The organism is Granulicella aggregans, from assembly GCF_025685565.1.
In the GTDB taxonomy this organism is placed as follows: Bacteria; Acidobacteriota; Terriglobia; order Terriglobales; family Acidobacteriaceae; genus Edaphobacter; species Edaphobacter aggregans_B.
In genome coordinates this window covers 832,321-847,929 of sequence record NZ_JAGSYE010000002.1, presented here as the reverse complement: position 1 = coordinate 847,929, position 15,609 = coordinate 832,321, and the positions used below count along the sequence as shown (strand labels likewise).

Annotated in this window: 16 protein-coding genes and 2 tRNA genes; 9 read left to right on the top strand and 9 right to left on the bottom strand. The window is 59.3% G+C overall.

Features of this window, described 5'->3' with window-relative positions:
- Positions 1-145: 145 nt before the first annotated feature.
- Both OHL18_RS13215 and OHL18_RS13210 read right to left on the bottom strand, forming a co-directional pair.
- Positions 146-799, bottom strand: coding sequence for a 3'-5' exonuclease (locus tag OHL18_RS13215; RefSeq protein WP_263375313.1), 654 nt, complete (start codon positions 797-799; stop codon positions 146-148).
- A 133-nt stretch (positions 800-932) separates the two neighbouring features.
- Positions 933-1,280, bottom strand: coding sequence for a hypothetical protein (locus OHL18_RS13210; RefSeq protein ID WP_263375312.1), 348 nt, complete (start codon positions 1,278-1,280; stop codon positions 933-935).
- A gap of 1,442 nt (positions 1,281-2,722) precedes the next feature.
- Here OHL18_RS13210 and OHL18_RS23315 point away from each other — a divergent pair.
- Together OHL18_RS23315 and OHL18_RS13205 are read left to right on the top strand one after the other, a co-directional pair.
- Complete coding sequence (locus tag OHL18_RS23315) at positions 2,723-2,944, top strand: helix-turn-helix domain-containing protein (protein ID WP_396274489.1); 222 nt, start codon at positions 2,723-2,725, stop codon at positions 2,942-2,944.
- A 12-nt stretch (positions 2,945-2,956) separates the two neighbouring features.
- Positions 2,957-4,183 carry a tyrosine-type recombinase/integrase gene (locus OHL18_RS13205; protein ID WP_263375311.1) on the top strand — a complete coding sequence of 409 codons (1,227 nt, stop codon included), beginning with the start codon at positions 2,957-2,959 and terminating at the stop codon, positions 4,181-4,183.
- A gap of 170 nt (positions 4,184-4,353) precedes the next feature.
- Here the strand turns inward: OHL18_RS13205 and OHL18_RS13200 are convergent.
- The 4 genes from OHL18_RS13200 to OHL18_RS13185 all read right to left on the bottom strand — a co-directional run bounded on the left by OHL18_RS13200 (position 4,354) and on the right by OHL18_RS13185 (position 5,443).
- A tRNA-Val gene (locus OHL18_RS13200) sits at positions 4,354-4,428 on the bottom strand.
- 58 nt (positions 4,429-4,486) lie between these two features.
- A tRNA-Arg gene (locus OHL18_RS13195) sits at positions 4,487-4,563 on the bottom strand.
- 78 nt (positions 4,564-4,641) lie between these two features.
- A complete protein-coding gene (locus OHL18_RS13190; protein ID WP_263375310.1) occupies positions 4,642-4,911 on the bottom strand; it encodes a hypothetical protein in 270 nt (89 codons plus the stop codon).
- Between the two features lie 34 nt (positions 4,912-4,945).
- The gene (locus tag OHL18_RS13185) at positions 4,946-5,443 is read right to left on the bottom strand and encodes a TlpA family protein disulfide reductase (RefSeq protein WP_263375309.1); all 498 of its coding nucleotides are present in this window, start codon (positions 5,441-5,443) and stop codon (positions 4,946-4,948) included.
- A gap of 52 nt (positions 5,444-5,495) precedes the next feature.
- Here OHL18_RS13185 and OHL18_RS13180 point away from each other — a divergent pair, with 52 nt between their 5' ends.
- Genes OHL18_RS13180 through truB form a run of 5 tightly spaced genes read left to right on the top strand, consistent with a single transcriptional unit; the run spans position 5,496 to position 9,035 of the window.
- On the top strand, positions 5,496-6,584 hold the full coding sequence (locus OHL18_RS13180; protein ID WP_263375308.1) for a glycosyltransferase: 1,089 nt from the start codon (positions 5,496-5,498) through the stop codon (positions 6,582-6,584).
- Positions 6,585-6,632: 48 nt separating this feature from the next.
- The gene (locus OHL18_RS13175) at positions 6,633-7,052 is read left to right on the top strand and encodes a 6-pyruvoyl trahydropterin synthase family protein (protein ID WP_263375307.1); all 420 of its coding nucleotides are present in this window, start codon (positions 6,633-6,635) and stop codon (positions 7,050-7,052) included.
- Positions 7,042-7,509: a 6-carboxytetrahydropterin synthase gene (locus OHL18_RS13170; protein ID WP_263375306.1), complete on the top strand. Its 468-nt coding sequence runs from the start codon at positions 7,042-7,044 to the stop codon at positions 7,507-7,509. The genes OHL18_RS13175 and OHL18_RS13170 overlap by 11 nt, the downstream gene beginning before the upstream one ends.
- Positions 7,510-7,531: 22 nt before the next feature.
- Complete coding sequence (folE, locus tag OHL18_RS13165) at positions 7,532-8,131, top strand: GTP cyclohydrolase I FolE (protein ID WP_263375305.1); 600 nt, start codon at positions 7,532-7,534, stop codon at positions 8,129-8,131.
- Between the two features lie 25 nt (positions 8,132-8,156).
- A complete protein-coding gene (gene truB, locus OHL18_RS13160; protein WP_263375304.1) occupies positions 8,157-9,035 on the top strand; it encodes a tRNA pseudouridine(55) synthase TruB in 879 nt (292 codons plus the stop codon).
- Positions 9,036-9,223: 188 nt separating this feature from the next.
- Here the strand turns inward: truB and OHL18_RS13155 are convergent, their stop codons facing one another.
- Positions 9,224-9,793 carry an arylesterase gene (locus OHL18_RS13155; protein ID WP_263375303.1) on the bottom strand — a complete coding sequence of 190 codons (570 nt, stop codon included), beginning with the start codon at positions 9,791-9,793 and terminating at the stop codon, positions 9,224-9,226.
- 252 nt (positions 9,794-10,045) lie between these two features.
- Between OHL18_RS13155 and OHL18_RS13150 the strand changes: the two genes are divergently transcribed.
- Together OHL18_RS13150 and OHL18_RS13145 are read left to right on the top strand one after the other, a co-directional pair.
- A complete protein-coding gene (locus OHL18_RS13150; protein WP_263375759.1) occupies positions 10,046-10,771 on the top strand; it encodes an ABC transporter ATP-binding protein in 726 nt (241 codons plus the stop codon).
- Positions 10,771-13,500: an ABC transporter permease gene (locus tag OHL18_RS13145; RefSeq protein WP_263375302.1), complete on the top strand. Its 2,730-nt coding sequence runs from the start codon at positions 10,771-10,773 to the stop codon at positions 13,498-13,500. The genes OHL18_RS13150 and OHL18_RS13145 overlap by 1 nt, the downstream gene beginning before the upstream one ends.
- Before the next feature lie 3 nt (positions 13,501-13,503).
- On the opposite strand, the gene OHL18_RS13140 is transcribed toward OHL18_RS13145, so the two are convergent.
- Positions 13,504-14,175, bottom strand: coding sequence for a response regulator (locus OHL18_RS13140; protein WP_263375301.1), 672 nt, complete (start codon positions 14,173-14,175; stop codon positions 13,504-13,506).
- Positions 14,176-14,181: 6 nt separating this feature from the next.
- Complete coding sequence (locus tag OHL18_RS13135) at positions 14,182-15,585, bottom strand: ATP-binding protein (protein ID WP_263375300.1); 1,404 nt, start codon at positions 15,583-15,585, stop codon at positions 14,182-14,184.
- Positions 15,586-15,609: the final 24 nt, after the last annotated feature.

Here is a 15,609-nt window from a genome sequence, read left to right as displayed (position 1 = left end):
ATCGCTTGCTCCATGTCGTGCGTCCTCCACGAGGGTGATGGGTTGATAAAACGATGCTGCGGGCATGTGACCGTCGAGAATGGAGCGGCCCGGATAACACAAAAGTGCTACAAGCGCAGGCCGTCATGTCGAGGGCAACCATCGTTCAACGCCGCTCAAGGGCGGCGAGGAGTTTCTCCCCGAACGCTGTCATCGCAGGAGGCAGATCAGTCATTGGAACCGACGCTTCGGGATCGGGCTCACGCCGCATCCGTCGAAGAACCTCCGCGTGGAGAAGCGCCGTGTTGCGGGCGTCAGGCAGAGCTCCATGAGGCACACCGTCAAAGTTGAGGCCCAGCATCAAGACCGCATTGTGAAGGCTAGCCATTTGCTTCAAGAGGAACAGGCCTTGAAACAATGGCGCGAGGTCAAGCACGTTGCGGATCGGCATGGGCAGGCCATGCCGGTGGCAGGCCGCCGCGATGAGTGCGGCGTCATCGCCCCAGGTGCAGGACAACGCCGTAGAGGGGGAGAACTCCTTCACCACCTTCGCGATCACTTCGGGGAACGTCCGTGCGGTGCGAATGTCATCCGCAGTGATCCCCGTGAGCTTGGCGCAGCGTGGGCTGATCTCCCATCGCTTCGGCCTCACGAAGTAGGACCGCTCTCTTGTGATCTTCAGAGTTGCGGTGTCCATCTCCACGACGCCGATCTCGATGATCTCGTGGGAGAGGCCTCGGGGCGGCGGTCCGGCCCAGAACGTGGATTCTGTATCTATATAGAGAAGTCGTTCGTGGCGCTTCGAGTCTTCAATTGTCATGGTCAGCTTTCTTGAAGGCGAGGCTCAGCGCGGCGGTGGCGTGGCCACCGCGCTGGCCGAATCAGTTCTTCTGTAGCGGATTAGTGGGCCCTTCGCTTCGCACGCGAAGAGCAAGCCGGGAGGGTCCAATTACTCAACGGTGGATGCGGGCCTTGTAGACGATCCTGCGTAAGTGGAGGGCTGCAATGATCTGATCGTCGGAGGCCACCGGATCTGTGACATCCAGTGCGAACGTGCGCGGACCTACTCCGCGAATGACCCAGGTCCGGGCGTCCGAGTCAAAGCTAACGTCCGCGACTACATCGGGAAACATAATGAGCTCGATCCCATCCTCGTCCGGGAGCCACGAATGGGTGCCATTCACGTTTTCGAGGTAATCCTCGTATTCGGCGGGAGCACCATTGCTCCACTTCACACTGCTCGGCTGATCGGCCATCGGATCTTCGTCGATGCGCCACTTTGCAACAAGGATTGGTTTCATGTGCGTACCTCCTGGTGTTGAGGCTCCGTGGAGACCACGGCTGCCTCACACCTGAAACCTCACCGGACCGCGCCCATTTGTGGAGTGGAGAGAGATTTTTTTGGGAGGTATGTGATCCGAAATCTGTCGACCGCCAGTCTGTGGCAGCGAATAGACTTCGTCCCTTACTGGGTTGTGACCTAACGGAGGTATGGCTTTAGAACCGGTTCGCCGATACGAGCATCAGGCTGCCCGGCAGAGAGCGTAAGCCTTTTGTTGGGTCAGTGCCGAACGTACAGAGCCGCCAATGATAGGTTCGGCTGACGTTGGCACTCCGCTCGTGTGGAGCGCCAACGTGAACGAACGCCGCTCCCGAGCAGGTAAGCCGCTTCAGATGTTGCGCTGTTCGAGTAACGGGAGTTGCCGCGAGGGCGCTCTCAGAGTGTGATGAGGTTGCGGGTCTCGAAGACGACGTTGCGTCGAAGGAACTCGGGCTCCGTCATCTGGCAGCGCCGGTATCTGGTCGGGCGCAGATCAGGGCAGATGTCTTCCAAGGGGTCCCAGAGTGCCTGCAGACAGTATCTTGGGTCTCCGATCCAGCCAGGAAGATCCAGATCGTATCGCCTACACAGGTAGTCGGCGACGCCCGCCAACAACGCGCATCGTTCGGTCCCGAATCCGTCGGGTGGCGCAACCGAAAATGAGACGCGCGACGCGAACCGTAGAATTCATGCAAGAATTCGCTAGAGGCGTGTTCGAACGCTGGCCATGTGCCAGGCAAGGGTAGAGCGTCGTCCGAGTGCGGAACGTAGGCTTCCACTGCCTCCCACATCTCCTCGTAGTTTGAAGGGCGGCGGAAGCGACACTCATCGCGCGAAAGGGCGGGGAGGCTCGAATCGATGATCGCCCACGCGGCGCGATCCAATACCGCCCTGCGTTCCCTGGCTGTCTGTCTTGTCTTCAATCTGTCCCCCCCGCCCTTCCTAAAGACGGCTGCGATGCGTTCAAGACTCGCATATCTATCCCGGAGCTCACGGAATACTGCTGAATCTACTCACTGAGGAGATTCAACGGGTTTCGCTAGTGGGCGGCTTCCTGCCCGATACAGCCAACCATGGTTCGCATCCGGATGCTCGATTGGTACAGAGTGCCGCCGATCCACTTTGGCTTCCGGAAGAATGATCGAACCTGAGTCCCGGAACTCACTCTGATTCGAAAGTTTACCCGTTCTGAATTCACAGCTTCCGGCCTGCTAATACGATTGGACCGGGTGAGACGCAGCAGCTTACATGCATGAGTAGTCTCCACACACTGCGAACGAGTGTCCGACAAGACGCACCCTATGTCATAGGTGAAGATCCGACCCCGCCTCTTCGAGGCCCCGACCCGACCGCCCACCACGGCGGTCGGATTTTTTTGCGGACATAATCGGTTAAACCCCTCCCCCATGGGTATTAGCCCTCATGGACACGCTGCGCACTACCTCGCAATCAACCTTTGAACCGCTCTGGACTCCAGCCGACGCAGGGATCTACCTCGGTGTCCACCCGAAAACTGTGGTCAAGATGGCCCGCCTCGGTCAGCTTCCAGCCCTCCGCCTGGGGAAGCACTGGAGGTTCCGTCGCGCTGATCTTGTCGCCTGGGCCGAGTCTAGGGTAAAGTCGTCATGCCAGCTCGGCGAGTGATTGGAGCTTTCAATGACCAACACTCGAAGCAACAGATACCAAGAAGGAACGATTGAGCGCGTCAAACGCGCCAAAGGCCCAGATGTGTGGGTCTATAGATGGCGCGAGCTTCAGGCGGACGGAACCCGCGTCCAGCGGAAGAAGACGATCGGCGACGTCAGGCGGTTGAAGACGAAGGACGACGTCAAACGCGCTGTGGAGAACCTGCGTGCGGAGATCAACGCTCAGCAGGAACATCTGGGCAAAGTAACGATGAGGGAATTGATCGGGCATTTTCAGGCTGAAGAGTTGAGCATCCTCAAGGACGGAGAGCCCGAGGACGGAGAGACGAAACGATCGCCCACGACCATCCAGTGCTACCTCGACAACTTCAAGCTCCACATCCTGCCAAAGTGGGGCGATAAATACGTGGATGAGATTGAGACCATCGATGTAGAGAAGTGGCTCCGATCCTTGAAGTCTACGCGAGAGGGTGACAAGCGTAATCTCGCCCCGGCGACTAAGGCAAAACTGAGGAATCAGATGTCCTGCGTATACTCGCATGGTCTTAGACACAAATTGGCCCACACAGATCCGATCAAAGGCCTCGTCAAGGGTGCAGGTGTGCGACAAGGTTCGGCGCGAGTTCATATCCCTGACATCCTGACCCTTGCGGAGATGCAGGCTATCCTCGCTGGCCTGACCGAACCGATGCATCGCACGCTGATCCTCGTGGCGGCGGTCACCGGCATCCGCAGATCCGAGATTCGAGGGCTTCGTTGGTCCGACGTAGATTTCGACCGTCTCTGGCTCTCCCTCAAACGCGGGATAGTCCGTCAGTTGGAGACGAGACTAAAGACCGAGGGAAGCAGGAAGGGGGTGCCGGTGACCCAGGATTTAGCCGACGCGCTTCTGGAATGGAGACGGCTGACTCCTTACCCAACCGATGAAGATTGGGTGTTCGCCTCGCCCGCGAAGGAAGGGAAGTCCCCGGTATGGCTCGATGTCGTTATGCAGAACTACATCAAGCCAGCCGCAAAGAAAGCGGGCGTCATGAAGTGTATTGGCTGGCACACCTTCCGCCGGAGCCTGGCCTCCATACTTGCGGACAAGGGAGAGAACGTCAAGGTAGTTCAGGAACTGCTGCGCCATGCGAATTCGTCGATCACGATGGACCTGTATCAGCAGGCGGGCGCAGATGCGAAGCGGCAGGCCCAGGCCCATGTAGGCAGTCTGTTTGTTGTGCCAAAGGCAAGTTAGCTCTCTCTCGCTTAAACCACAAAGCCCACCGGAGAACGGTGGGCTTTTTTTATCGACTATGAGCACGGTCGACGCTACTATAACTTCAGTGCCTTTTTAGTGCCCTTGTCTTCGACATATTTTGCGAGCGCTCCTGGATTGCAAGTCTTTCATTTTCAACGACTTGTAGTTGGTGGGCACAGCAGGATTCGAACCTACGACTTCCACCGTGTGAAGGTGGCACTCTACCGCTGAGTTATGCGCCCGTTCCTGGCTTGCCGGTCTGTTTTACTTTGGGTCCGCTTGCCTGGGAGATGGCTTGGATGGTGCGCCCGGAAGGAGTCGAACCTCCGACCTACTGGTTCGTAGCCAGTTGCTCTATCCAACTGAGCTACGGGCGCACATTGCAGGGTTGCAACTCTCTAAGCATACCGGAGATGGCCTTTCAGGGCAACCATCCCGTGTGGGAAATCCGACAGTTAGCTTGCAGGAACTTTGGCGGGTGGCGGAGGAGCAGGCGGCTCGAACATCGGCATGGTCTCGACTACGTCCAGTCCGGCGCGGCGAAGGAGCTGGTGGACGACCGGCTCGGTCAGCCGGGTGGCGTCGTATTCGATGCGAACCGTCTTTTCAGCTTCGTTGAACTCGAGCTTGCGAACGCCGTAGACCTCACGCAGGCGTGCGATGGCGGCGACTGCCGGCTCGGTGGGCGGAACTCCGTAGCGGTAAAGAACGTCCAGTTGCGTCATAGGCTTATGTTATCAGCGGGTTCGACTTCGATTGCTAAAGTCTTTTCAGGTAATCCATGATCTCCGGGCTGGTCCAGTTCTGGGCGGAGACGAACTTCCGCCGCAGAATGCCGTCGCGGTCGATTACGTAGGTTTCTGGGATTTGAGCGGTGCCGTAGAGTGTGTTGATGCGCGCGCTTTCGTCGCGAATGGTGACTAGATCGACATGGTGGCGCACCAGGAAGTTGCGATACGTTGCGTCGTCCTGGTCGATGCTGATGGCGACGACTGCAACGTCAGGAAGCTCCTTCTGCATGGCGAGCAAGCTGGGAAGCTCCTCCACGCAAGGGGCGCACCACGTGGCCCACAGATTCAGCACGACGACTTTGCCGCGCAGTTTGCTCAGGTCGGCGGATTGCACGCCATCCGAGACGGAGAACTGCGGCGCTGGTTTCCCGATGTTGCCCGGATGGTCGCCACGTTCGCAGCCGGTAAACAGAACGGCGGAGACGACAAACCCCATCATGGTTGCTGAAATTCTGCTTCGCGGCACGTTTTGCTCCCTCTTCCTATAATACGAAGCTGTGAGTGAAACCGGCGAACGAGTGGCGAATAGTACAGATGTTGTCGAAGACGAGGCTCCTCCGTTTGAATTGAGCGTGGTCATTCCGGCCCGAAACGAGCAGATCTCTCTGCCGGAGTGCCTGGCCTCTTTGCTGGCGCAGAGCGAACGCGGATTTCTCCTGGGCGAGCATTGGGAGATATTGCTTGTCGACGATGAATCGACCGATCGCACAGCCGAGATAGTTGCCGCAGCGGCGGCAGGGAATCCCGGTGTCCATGTGATCGCCGCACCGCCGCTCGATCTCTCTGACCGCGGTGGATTTACGGGCAAAAATAACGCCTGCTGGGCGGCGGCGCAACAGGCAAAAGGGAAGTGGCTGCTCTTCACCGACGCCGATACGATCCACGAGTCCGGCGATCTTTCGCGTGCACTGCACGAGGCCCGCAGGAATCAGGTTGATCTGCTCTCCTACTCGCCGCACCAGATCGTCACAGGTTTCTGGCAGCGCGCGGTCATGCCGCTGGTCTTCTCGGAGCTCGCCAGCGTCTATCCGCCCAAACAGGTCAACGATCCCTCGAAACGAATCGCCGCGGCCAACGGGCAGTTTCTTATGGTCGAAAGCGAATCCTACTTTGCGATCGGAGGCCACCGCGGTGTCGGCCCCGAAGTGCTTGAGGACGTGGCCATCGCACGAAGGATCAAGCGCAGCAACCGAAAGATCCGCTTCCGCTATGCTCCGGATGCGCTGTCGGCGCGCATGTATCGGACGCTGCCGGAGATGATCGAAGGCTGGACGAAGAACCTCGCGCTCCTCTTTCCCAGCCCAATCTACCTTGCGCTCTGGCGCATCCTCGACGTGCTGCTCTTCTTCGGCATTCCCGCTATCGCGCTCAGTTGGCCCTTCATGACCAGCCTGCAGCGTGGACTTCTTCTCCTGATCTGGCTGCGTACGCTTTGGCGCTTCTACGCTCGCGTCGCACGCTCCAACTTTCCCGCGCTCGACTGCGCTCTGGCCATCGCCGGAATTCCTTTGTTCGTGTACTTGTTGGTTCGCAGCGACATTCATCACCGCATCAAAAAGAACGTGCAGTGGAAGGGCCGCAGCATTCCTACGGCCCGCCAGGGTTGAATCGCGCTCCACCGCAGATTCGTCTAAGTTGCAGCGAAACGGAAAACTATGATCTTTCTTACCCGCAAGGCCGAGTTCTCCTCGGCACATTTTTACTGGAACGATGCCTGGTCGCAGGAAGAGAACGAGCGCGTCTTCGGCAAGTGCGCCAATCGTAACGGCCACGGGCACAATTACACGCTGGAGGTTACGGTCGGGGGCCAGGTCGATCCTGTCAGCGGATTTGTCGTCGACCTGAAAGAGTTGAAAGACATCCTGGAGCGCGAGGTAGTCAGTGTCTACGACCATCGTCACCTCAACCTCGAGGTTCCAGAGTTCAAGACGCTTATCCCGACGACGGAGAACATCGCAATCTCTATCTGGCACCGGCTGGACGGCAAGATTCCCAATGCGAAGCTGCATCGCGTCCGTGTCTACGAGATGCCTGACCTCTTCGCCGATTGCTACGGAGAGCAAGATGCCGGCTGAATCGTCCGCCATCGTGAAGAAGACGCCCGTTGCCAGCCTCTCGCGGCGGTATCACTTCAGCGCGTCCCATCGCTTACACAGCAACACTTATGACGAGCAGCGAAATCGCGAGGTCTTCGGCAAGTGCAACAACCCTTACGGCCACGGCCATAACTACGTCGTGCAGGTGACCTTCAAAGGCCCTGTGGATGCGACAACGGGCATGGTCTGCAACCTCGGCGACCTCGATGCGTTCGCACGCACGAATCTGCTAGATCGCTTTGACCACACGAATCTGAACACGCTCAAGTGCTTTGCGGAGAAGGTATCTACAACAGAGAATCTAGCAATCGAATGTCACAAAATCTTCGATAGCTTCCCCTTCGCGCGGCTCGAGAACGTTCACGTGGAAGAGACAAGCAACAACTCCTTCGACTACGCGGGCGAGGGAAGCACGCCGCCTGAAGCTGGGCGATAGAAGTCTACAGAGGTCAACTCCATTGGCAACCACACCTGATTCCCTTGAAGAAGTAACGCTCGCATCTCTCTCCACCGAGAACCTCTACCGCGAACTGCTCTCGCGGATCGGCGAAGACCCCACTCGCGACGGCTTGCTTGATACACCTAAGCGCATGGCAAAGTCGATGGCGTTCCTGACCCGCGGCTACACCATGGACGCGAACGAAGTTCTTCACAACGCGCTCTTCGACGTCGAGTACGACGAGATGGTCATCGTCAAGGACATCGAGTTCTACTCCATGTGCGAGCACCACCTGCTGCCGTTCTTCGGCAGGGCACACGTCGCTTATGTGCCTAATGGCAAGGTCATCGGCCTCAGCAAAATTCCTCGACTCGTCGATATGTTCGCCCGCCGTCTACAGGTGCAGGAGCGGCTGACGCGAGAGATCGCGGAGGCGATCGAACAGGCGATCAATCCGCAGGGAGTCGCCGTCATCCTTGAGGCGCAGCATCTGTGCATGATGATGCGTGGCGTGGAGAAGCAGCGCTCGGAGACCACGACCTCCGCCATGCGCGGCGTCTTCAAAGAGCAGCAGAGCACGCGCAACGAGTTTCTCTCGCTCGTCCGCCGCAACAGCTGACTGGAACCACGTATCCTAGAAGAAGATGAACGGTCTTCTTGTACTGGATAAACCCGCGGGGCTGACCTCGCATGATGTTGTCGCAATCGTTCGCCGTGCCACCGGCGAACGCTCCATCGGACACCTGGGCACGCTGGACCCCATGGCCACCGGAGTTTTGCCGCTGCTCCTGGGCAAGTACACTCGGCTGGCACAGTTCTTCGGGCATGCGGAGAAGAGCTATACCGGCACCATTCGCTTCGGCTTTGCGACGGACAGCTTCGACGCAGATGGCGAGCCCGCCTCCGAAGCACAGCCGCTGACGAAGTCTCTCGAAGAGCTTCGTGATCTCGCGCGGCACTTCAGTGGAGCCATGCAGCAGGTTCCTCCGATCTTCTCCGCGAAGAAGATCAACGGCGTGCCCGCGCACAAGCTGGCGCGCGCCGGTGCCGAAGTCCCCGTAAAACCGGCGACTATCTTCATCCACAACTTCGCGCTTACAGGACTCGAAGGCGACTCAGCCACTTTCGAGATGACGATCTCTGCCGGTGGATACGTTCGCTCCGTCGCGCATGAACTTGGCCAGCTTGCGGGCTGCGGAGCTCATCTCTCGTCTCTTCGCCGCAACCGCGCCGGAGCGTTCTCGCTTGCGGATTCCATCACTGTCGATCAATTGAAAGCGGTCGCTGGAGACGAGGCCGCAGTCCTCGCTCTGCTGCCGCATCCCCGGGCCATGCTGACCGAGATGCCTTCTGTCACGGTCGACGATCAGGCCGCTGGAAGGCTGCGCAACGGGATGCAGGTGAATCTGCCGGAGTTTTCAAGCGCTCCGCTGATTAAGGTCTTCACCAGTCCCACAGAGCTTCTTGGAATCGCGAAGCGCATCGCCGGGACGTTGACCCAGCCGATTGTGGTGCTGAGCTAAGCGCTGTACGACAGATTCCCAAAACCGTCATTCTGAGGCGAAGCCGAAGAATCTCCGCATTTCGCCTTTGCTGCGAAGCAGCTCCTGTGGCCCATGCAGAAAATACGAGGATTCTTCACTCCGTTCAGAATGACGGCCTGCGCGGCGGAGTAGGGCTTTTCCACCAGGGAGCAGGAAATAGCAGCAAGCTACTTCTTCAGCAGCGGCGTAAGGAAGGGAACTAGCTCGCCCGCCACGATTTTGTTGCCCGCCGCCGTCGCGTGCGTGTCGTCTGCCTGCATCATTCCTGGCACGCCGTAGACGTCCTTCAGCAGGAAGGGCATCAGTGGAACGTCGTACTTCTTTGCGAGCAACGGATACGTCGCGTCGAACTGCTTGATATACGCAGGGCCATAGTTGGGGGGCAGCGTGATTCCTGCGATCAATACCTTCGCTTCGCTGGCCTTCAACGTTCCAACGATCGTATCCAGGTGCGAGCGCGAATCTTCAATCGGCAGGCCGCGCAGGCCATCGTTGCCGCCAAACTCTACGATCACCACCGCAGGCTTCATGGCAACGATGCCGGCCAATCGATCGATGCCATCCTTCGTCGTATTCCCGCTTACGCCTTCGTTCACTACGCGGTACTTGTAGCCCCGCGCGTCGAGGTCGGCCTGCAGATAGTCCGGATAGCTCTGGCCGGGGTCGGCTCCGTAGCCAGCCGTCAGGCTATCCCCGAAACAGACCAGTAGCGGGCGCGGATCCTGCGCGGCGGGCACCGAAGCCGCTTTTTGCTCCGTCGATCCACTCGCGTTCGGTTCAGCTTGATCCGCCGGTTTCGTTGCCGACTCTGATTTGCAACCAGCTGCGGCCAGCGCGGTACACGCTAGAATAATGAGACATAAGGATCGGCGCATACGTCGAATCTATCAAAGTCTCATCCCATCACAAACGAACCGACATCGAGTTTGCGAACCACTGGAGCAGCAAAGTTGAGCGAAGCATCCTCCTTGATTCAGGAAGCACCCTCCATGATCGTCGTCGAAGGACTTCGCAAGTCCATCCGCAACGGCCCACGCACGGTGGACATCCTGAAGGGCATCGACTTCTCGGTGCCGAAGGGCGAGTTCGTTGCCATCATGGGTGCATCTGGCTCCGGCAAGTCCACGCTGCTTGGACTCCTCGCTGGCCTCGACACGCCATCCGCAGGCAATGTACATCTGAACGGCGTTGCCATCAGCTACCTCGCCGAAGACAAGCTCGCGCAGGTTCGCGGCAAGACCATCGGATTCGTCTTCCAGTCCTACCAACTCATTCCGACGCTAACCGCGCTTGAGAACGTTCTGCTCCCACATGAGTTGAACAGCGACTCGAAGGACGCAGCCGCCGGCATGGCGCGCTCCCGCGATCTCCTCACCAGCGTCGGCCTCGGCGACCGCCTCGACCACTACCCCGTGCAGCTCTCCGGTGGCGAACAACAGCGCGTTGCGCTCGCCCGCGCCTTTGTGCTGCGTCCTCCCATAGTGCTCGCTGACGAGCCAACCGGAAATCTCGACAGCACCAACGGTGCGCATGTCCTCGAACTTCTGCTGCACCTCAATCGCACCGAAGGCACCACGCTCGTGCTGGTCACGCACGATCCTGTTCTCGCCACCTACGCCAATCGCAGGATCATTTTGCGCGACGGCCTCGTCGTCGCTGACGAAGTGAATCCCAATCCGGCCGGACTTGCCGAAACGGCAACCGTGGCAAGCTGATGGCAAGCCTCTCTTACGCTTCAGCAATCAAGATCGCTGCCCGCGAGATGCGCTCCTCGCGCGGCAAGTTCTTCTTCGTCATCCTGTCGGTCGCCATCGGCGTCGCCGCGCTTACCGGCGTGCGCGGGTTCAGCTCCTCCTTTCGCGGAGCGCTGTTAACTCGCGCGCGAAGCATCATGGCGGGCGACCTTGCAGCTCGCATGTTCCAGCAGGTCACGCCTGAGCAACAGAAGGGCCTCGATCAGATCGCCGCCGAGGGTGTTGAGATCACGCCCGTCACCGAACTGCTCTCCATGGCCAGTTCGCCAAAGACGCTTGACCCGCTGCTCGTCTCGCTCAAGGCCGTCGATCCCAACAAGTATCCCTTCTACGGCAAGGTCGATCTCGAACCTGCCGATAGGCTTCAATCGCAGCTCGGAGATGATTCAGTGGTCGTTGCGGATGATCTGCTCATCCGCCTGCATCTGAAGGTCGGCGATCAGCTTACGGTGGGCAGTAAGATCTTCCGCATCGCCTCGGTTGTGACCAACGAACCCGACCGGCTCTCCGGCAACTTCGCGGCTGGCCCACGCGTTCTCATCTCGCGCAAGGGCCTTGCCGATAGCGGTTTGCTCGCACCCGGCAGTCACTCCGGCCAGCGATACCTCTTCAAAGTCCCGGCCCCGCGCAACGGTGCGCCCATCTCAGAGAAGGCGGTTGCCGATCTAAAGCTGCGGCTTGAAAAGCTCCTGCCAGAGGCGCAGGTAACCGACTATCGCGAGACCAATCCCGCGCTCACCCAGGGTCTCGACCGCGCTACCAGCCTGCTCTCGTTGATGAGCCTCGTCGCACTTGTCCTTGGTGCCATTGGAGTAGCGATGGCCATGCGCGCCCACCTGCAGCAGCGCCTCGACACCATCGCCATCATGAAGTCGCTCGGCGCACGCTCCGGCCAGATCATCAAGATCTACGTCCTGCAGACGCTTTTGCTCGGTGTCGCCGGAGGTCTGCTCGGCGTCGCCCTTGGCACCGGCGTGCAGCTCGCCTTCCCCTATCTGCTGGCGAAGTTCATCAACGTGCCCACCGAGGTCCATCTCCAACTTCGAACCATTCTCACTGGCCTTGGCGCGGGCGTGCTCACGACGCTGCTCTTCACGCTGCCTCCGCTGCTCGATATCCGCGGCGTGCGCCCCATCCTGATCTTTCGCCGCGCCGTCGACGAGGAAGATAACTCTTTCTTGTCCGAATATTTTCGTTCACTTCGCAAGAACCTTCTGAAAGCCACTATCGCGATAGTTTGCATAGCGTTGGTGACGGCAGTGCTCAGGAAAATGGGGCTCGCAGAGGTACTCGAAGAGATCGGAGTTTTGGTATTCACAGCATTGATCGCCGTAATACCTTGGAAGCGGATCAAGAGCCAAGCTCAGATTGCAGCCGGTGCCCTCATCCTCATCGGTCTAGCCGCTATTGCCACGACGCTCAGCGACTCCGCCACCGTGGGCAAAGTCTTTTCGCTTGGCCTCGTCGCCGTCCTCGCCGTCCTTCTGGCAGCCTCCGCAGCAGTCCTGGCTAGCCTTCGCTTTTTTCTCTCCCGCACGCGCCTGCACTTGCCTTCCTCCCTGCGTCACGGTCTCGCGAATCTCTATCGCCCCGGCAATCCGAGCGCCGCTTTATTGGCTGCCGTTGGCATGGGCGTCATGCAGATCATGACCGTCTATCTTGTCCAGCAGGCAGTCGTCTCGGAGCTCCATCTCGCCTCCGCGCCCGACCTGCCCAACGTCTTCCTGATCGACATCACCACCGACGAGATCGATGGCGTGCGCAAGCTACTCATCGCTCAGCCCGGAGTGACCCTCGCCCCCGAACTCCTTCCCGTCGTCACCTCGCGCATCATCGCGATCAACGGAGTTCCTGCCAGCGAGGTGAAGCTGACCAACTTTCCGCGCCGCATGCTGCAATCGATCAACCTGACCTGGTCGGCCACGCCGCCTCCGGGCACCAAGCTGGCGGCAGGGAAGTGGTGGGCACCCGAGTCGATCGCTCCCCAAGTTGCCGTCGCGAAGCGCCAGGCCGACCGCCTCGGCGTGAAGGTCGGCTCGACCATCACCTTCGCCGCGCAGGACCAGCAGATCGTCGCCACCGTCGCTGCCTTGACCGAGTCCGACGGCCAGCACGCCTTCTCCCGCGCGGAGTTTGTTCTCCCGCAACCTGTGCTCGCCGGCCTGCCGGTCGTCTGGTACGGCGGCGTCCACGTCGATCCAACAAAGGTAGAGCTACTGCAAAGAGCACTCTACAAGGCCTATCCCACTGTCACCGTCATCAACGTCGCTGCCGCCCTCGAAACCGTTCGCAACGTGGTCATCCAAATCACCTACGTGATCCAGTTCCTCTCCGCGTTCTCCATCTTCGCCGGCATTGTCATCCTTGCCAGTTCCATCGCTGGAACACGCTATCGCCGCATCCGCGAGGTCGTCGTGATGAAGACCCTTGGCGCGACGCGTAGTCGTATCGCCACGGTCTTCTCCATCGAGTTCGCGGTCCTTGGACTGGTCGCTGGGTTGGTTGGCGTGTTCTTCGCGAATCTCATTGCTCGCGTACTGCTTCATCGTCTCGACATCGTCTATCACGTTCAATGGCTATGGACGTTTGCTGCCCTCGCCGGCACCGCTGGCCTGACCGTGATTACGGGATGGGCGGCAAGCCACCGCATCCTGGGGCAGAAGCCTCTCGAAGTGTTGCGCGAAGAGTAGCCGCTACGAAGCAGTTCGCCGTGCGAACTGCGCCTCGAGCGCGATACGGACCAGTTGGCTGCGAGTGCGCACGCCCGTCTTCGCAAAGAGCTGTTGCAGCACCGCCTTTACGTATCCTTCGGAGATATTGAGCTTCGCCGCAATCTCCTTGTTCGTAAGGCCGCTGTATATCTCATCAAGCACGCTCTGCTCTCGGGGGTTGAACGGCGGAACTCCATCAGTTTTGCCGTGCTGAAGATCGGCTTCACGATCTCCGAACGAGAGCGCCTGAAGCGCCTTCCGGTCGAACCACCGCTCGCCCGCCGCAACCCGGCGAATAGCGTTCAGCAGATCGGCAGGCGAACTATGTTTCAGAAAGACTCCCGATGCGCCGCGGCGGGCCGCGCTCCGTGTCTCATCATCGCTCATCCCAGCGGTAACGAAGAGAATCCTTCCCGTAAATCGCGATGTCTTTATGGCGTCAAGGACGGCAAGACCATCCTTCTCGCCAAGATCATGGTCCAGCAGGATGACATCGACCTTGATCTTCTCGAGCGCGGCAACTGCCTCGTCGGCAGAGTGGAAGTCGGCGATCACCTCGAGATCCGGTTCGGAACGGAGCAGGCGGCCAAGGCTCTCGCGGAACAGAGAGTGATCGTCGAGCAGAAGCAGCCGAATCTTATCGTGGTTCTGCATAATTTCCTAGGCCGTGGCGGAGCGTGCGAGAGTCACCACAAATGTCGCTCCCGCTTCGCAAGGTTGATAAGTCAGATCGCCGTGAAGTGTACGCATCAGCGCGCGCGAAACGCAAAGTCCGAGACCGGTCCCTTTCGAATGGGGTTGGAATGGTCGAAATAGAAGTTCCGGATGCGACACGCCTTCTCCGTTGTCGATGATCGCGACCCTGACCGACTGCGGCGTCTCGCTCACGCGAAGGACAAGCTTCGGGTCGGCGTTCGATGCTAACGCTCTCACGCTATTCCGAACGAGGTTCAGAAAGACCTGCATGAGGCTGTGGCGATCGGCCCAGACCGTGGGCAACGACTCCGGAATCTCCCAGCACAGTTCGATCTCGGCCTCCTTGAGCGTTGGCTCCACGACGATCCGCAACTCTTCGATGAACGAGTCGAGCCGGACACTTACCGCGACCTCCGGCGCCTCACCCAACTCGATCGACGCAATCTTTTCAAGTGCCAGCACCAGTGTGCCCAGAGCTTCAAAGTCGCGGTTGTGCTGCATATCGTCGCAGCGTACGAGGTTCTGGTGGACCATCGCAATCGCGCCGCAGACGTTGCGGACCTCATGCGAAAGAGCAGCCGCGACGATACGCGAGCCCGACAGCAGCTGGTGCAACCCTTCTTCTTCGCGGTCGCGAAAGTCTTCCGAGGAGTCGACGATCATCGCTGAGATTCTTGGACCAAGGCTTGTCGTATAGGTCGAAAACCACACGTCCGCAATGAAGATGCTTCCGTCCCCGCGGTGGCCCTTGCACTGCATAAGGGTCCGAAATCCCTGGGCCGCGTCCCGTCGACCAGGAATGACGTTAAAGGCCGGCAACAGCTTGGCGATAGGAGTGCCCCGGCAATCTTCCGTCATGGTGAAGAGGCGATGCGCTGCCTCGTTCGCCAGAAGAATGCAGCCGCCACCGTCCGCGCTCACAATGGCCACCGGACTCGTCTCGATCAGGTGTTCGAGCTGTTCCTCGAGTCCGCGGCGCACCAGCACTTCTGCCTCGAGCCGGTCTGTATGGGCAGCAGCCGTGAGTCGGTTCTGATGTACCTCATAAACATACGACCCGATGCCAGCGAACGCCGCGAAGTACAGCATATCGCGGGGAAGGCCCGACAAGAGCGTCCACTGAATGTCATCGAACAGCTCCGTCAGACCCATGCAGAGCAGGGCCACGAGCAGAATCTCGCGACGTTTCAGCACGCGGCTTACCAGTAGAATGGGGAAAAGGTAAAGAAATCCCAGAGGAACTTCCGCAGCGATCTTCCAATCGACCAGCGAGATAGCAACGATCAGCGCAGCCCCGCGCACCAGCAACGCACGGCGGCTACTGCTGAGAAGCAACCAGCGAACGGCGGATTGAAAGGATGCCCGCACGGCTTCAGAGTATCAGCCCGAGAC

Coding starts and splice junctions, on each gene's coding strand:
- OHL18_RS13190 (WP_263375310.1), bottom strand. CDS start 4,911: ATGACGCAACTGGACGTTCTTTACCGCTACGGAGTTCCGCCCACCGAG.
- OHL18_RS13205 (WP_263375311.1), top strand. CDS start 2,957: ATGACCAACACTCGAAGCAACAGATACCAAGAAGGAACGATTGAGCGC.
- OHL18_RS13150 (WP_263375759.1), top strand. CDS start 10,046: ATGATCGTCGTCGAAGGACTTCGCAAGTCCATCCGCAACGGCCCACGC.
- OHL18_RS13145 (WP_263375302.1), top strand. CDS start 10,771: ATGGCAAGCCTCTCTTACGCTTCAGCAATCAAGATCGCTGCCCGCGAG.
- OHL18_RS13210 (WP_263375312.1), bottom strand. CDS start 1,280: ATGAAACCAATCCTTGTTGCAAAGTGGCGCATCGACGAAGATCCGATG.
- OHL18_RS23315 (WP_396274489.1), top strand. CDS start 2,723: ATGGACACGCTGCGCACTACCTCGCAATCAACCTTTGAACCGCTCTGG.
- truB (WP_263375304.1), top strand. CDS start 8,157: ATGAACGGTCTTCTTGTACTGGATAAACCCGCGGGGCTGACCTCGCAT.
- OHL18_RS13170 (WP_263375306.1), top strand. CDS start 7,042: ATGCCGGCTGAATCGTCCGCCATCGTGAAGAAGACGCCCGTTGCCAGC.
- OHL18_RS13140 (WP_263375301.1), bottom strand. CDS start 14,175: ATGCAGAACCACGATAAGATTCGGCTGCTTCTGCTCGACGATCACTCT.
- OHL18_RS13175 (WP_263375307.1), top strand. CDS start 6,633: ATGATCTTTCTTACCCGCAAGGCCGAGTTCTCCTCGGCACATTTTTAC.
- OHL18_RS13215 (WP_263375313.1), bottom strand. CDS start 799: ATGACAATTGAAGACTCGAAGCGCCACGAACGACTTCTCTATATAGAT.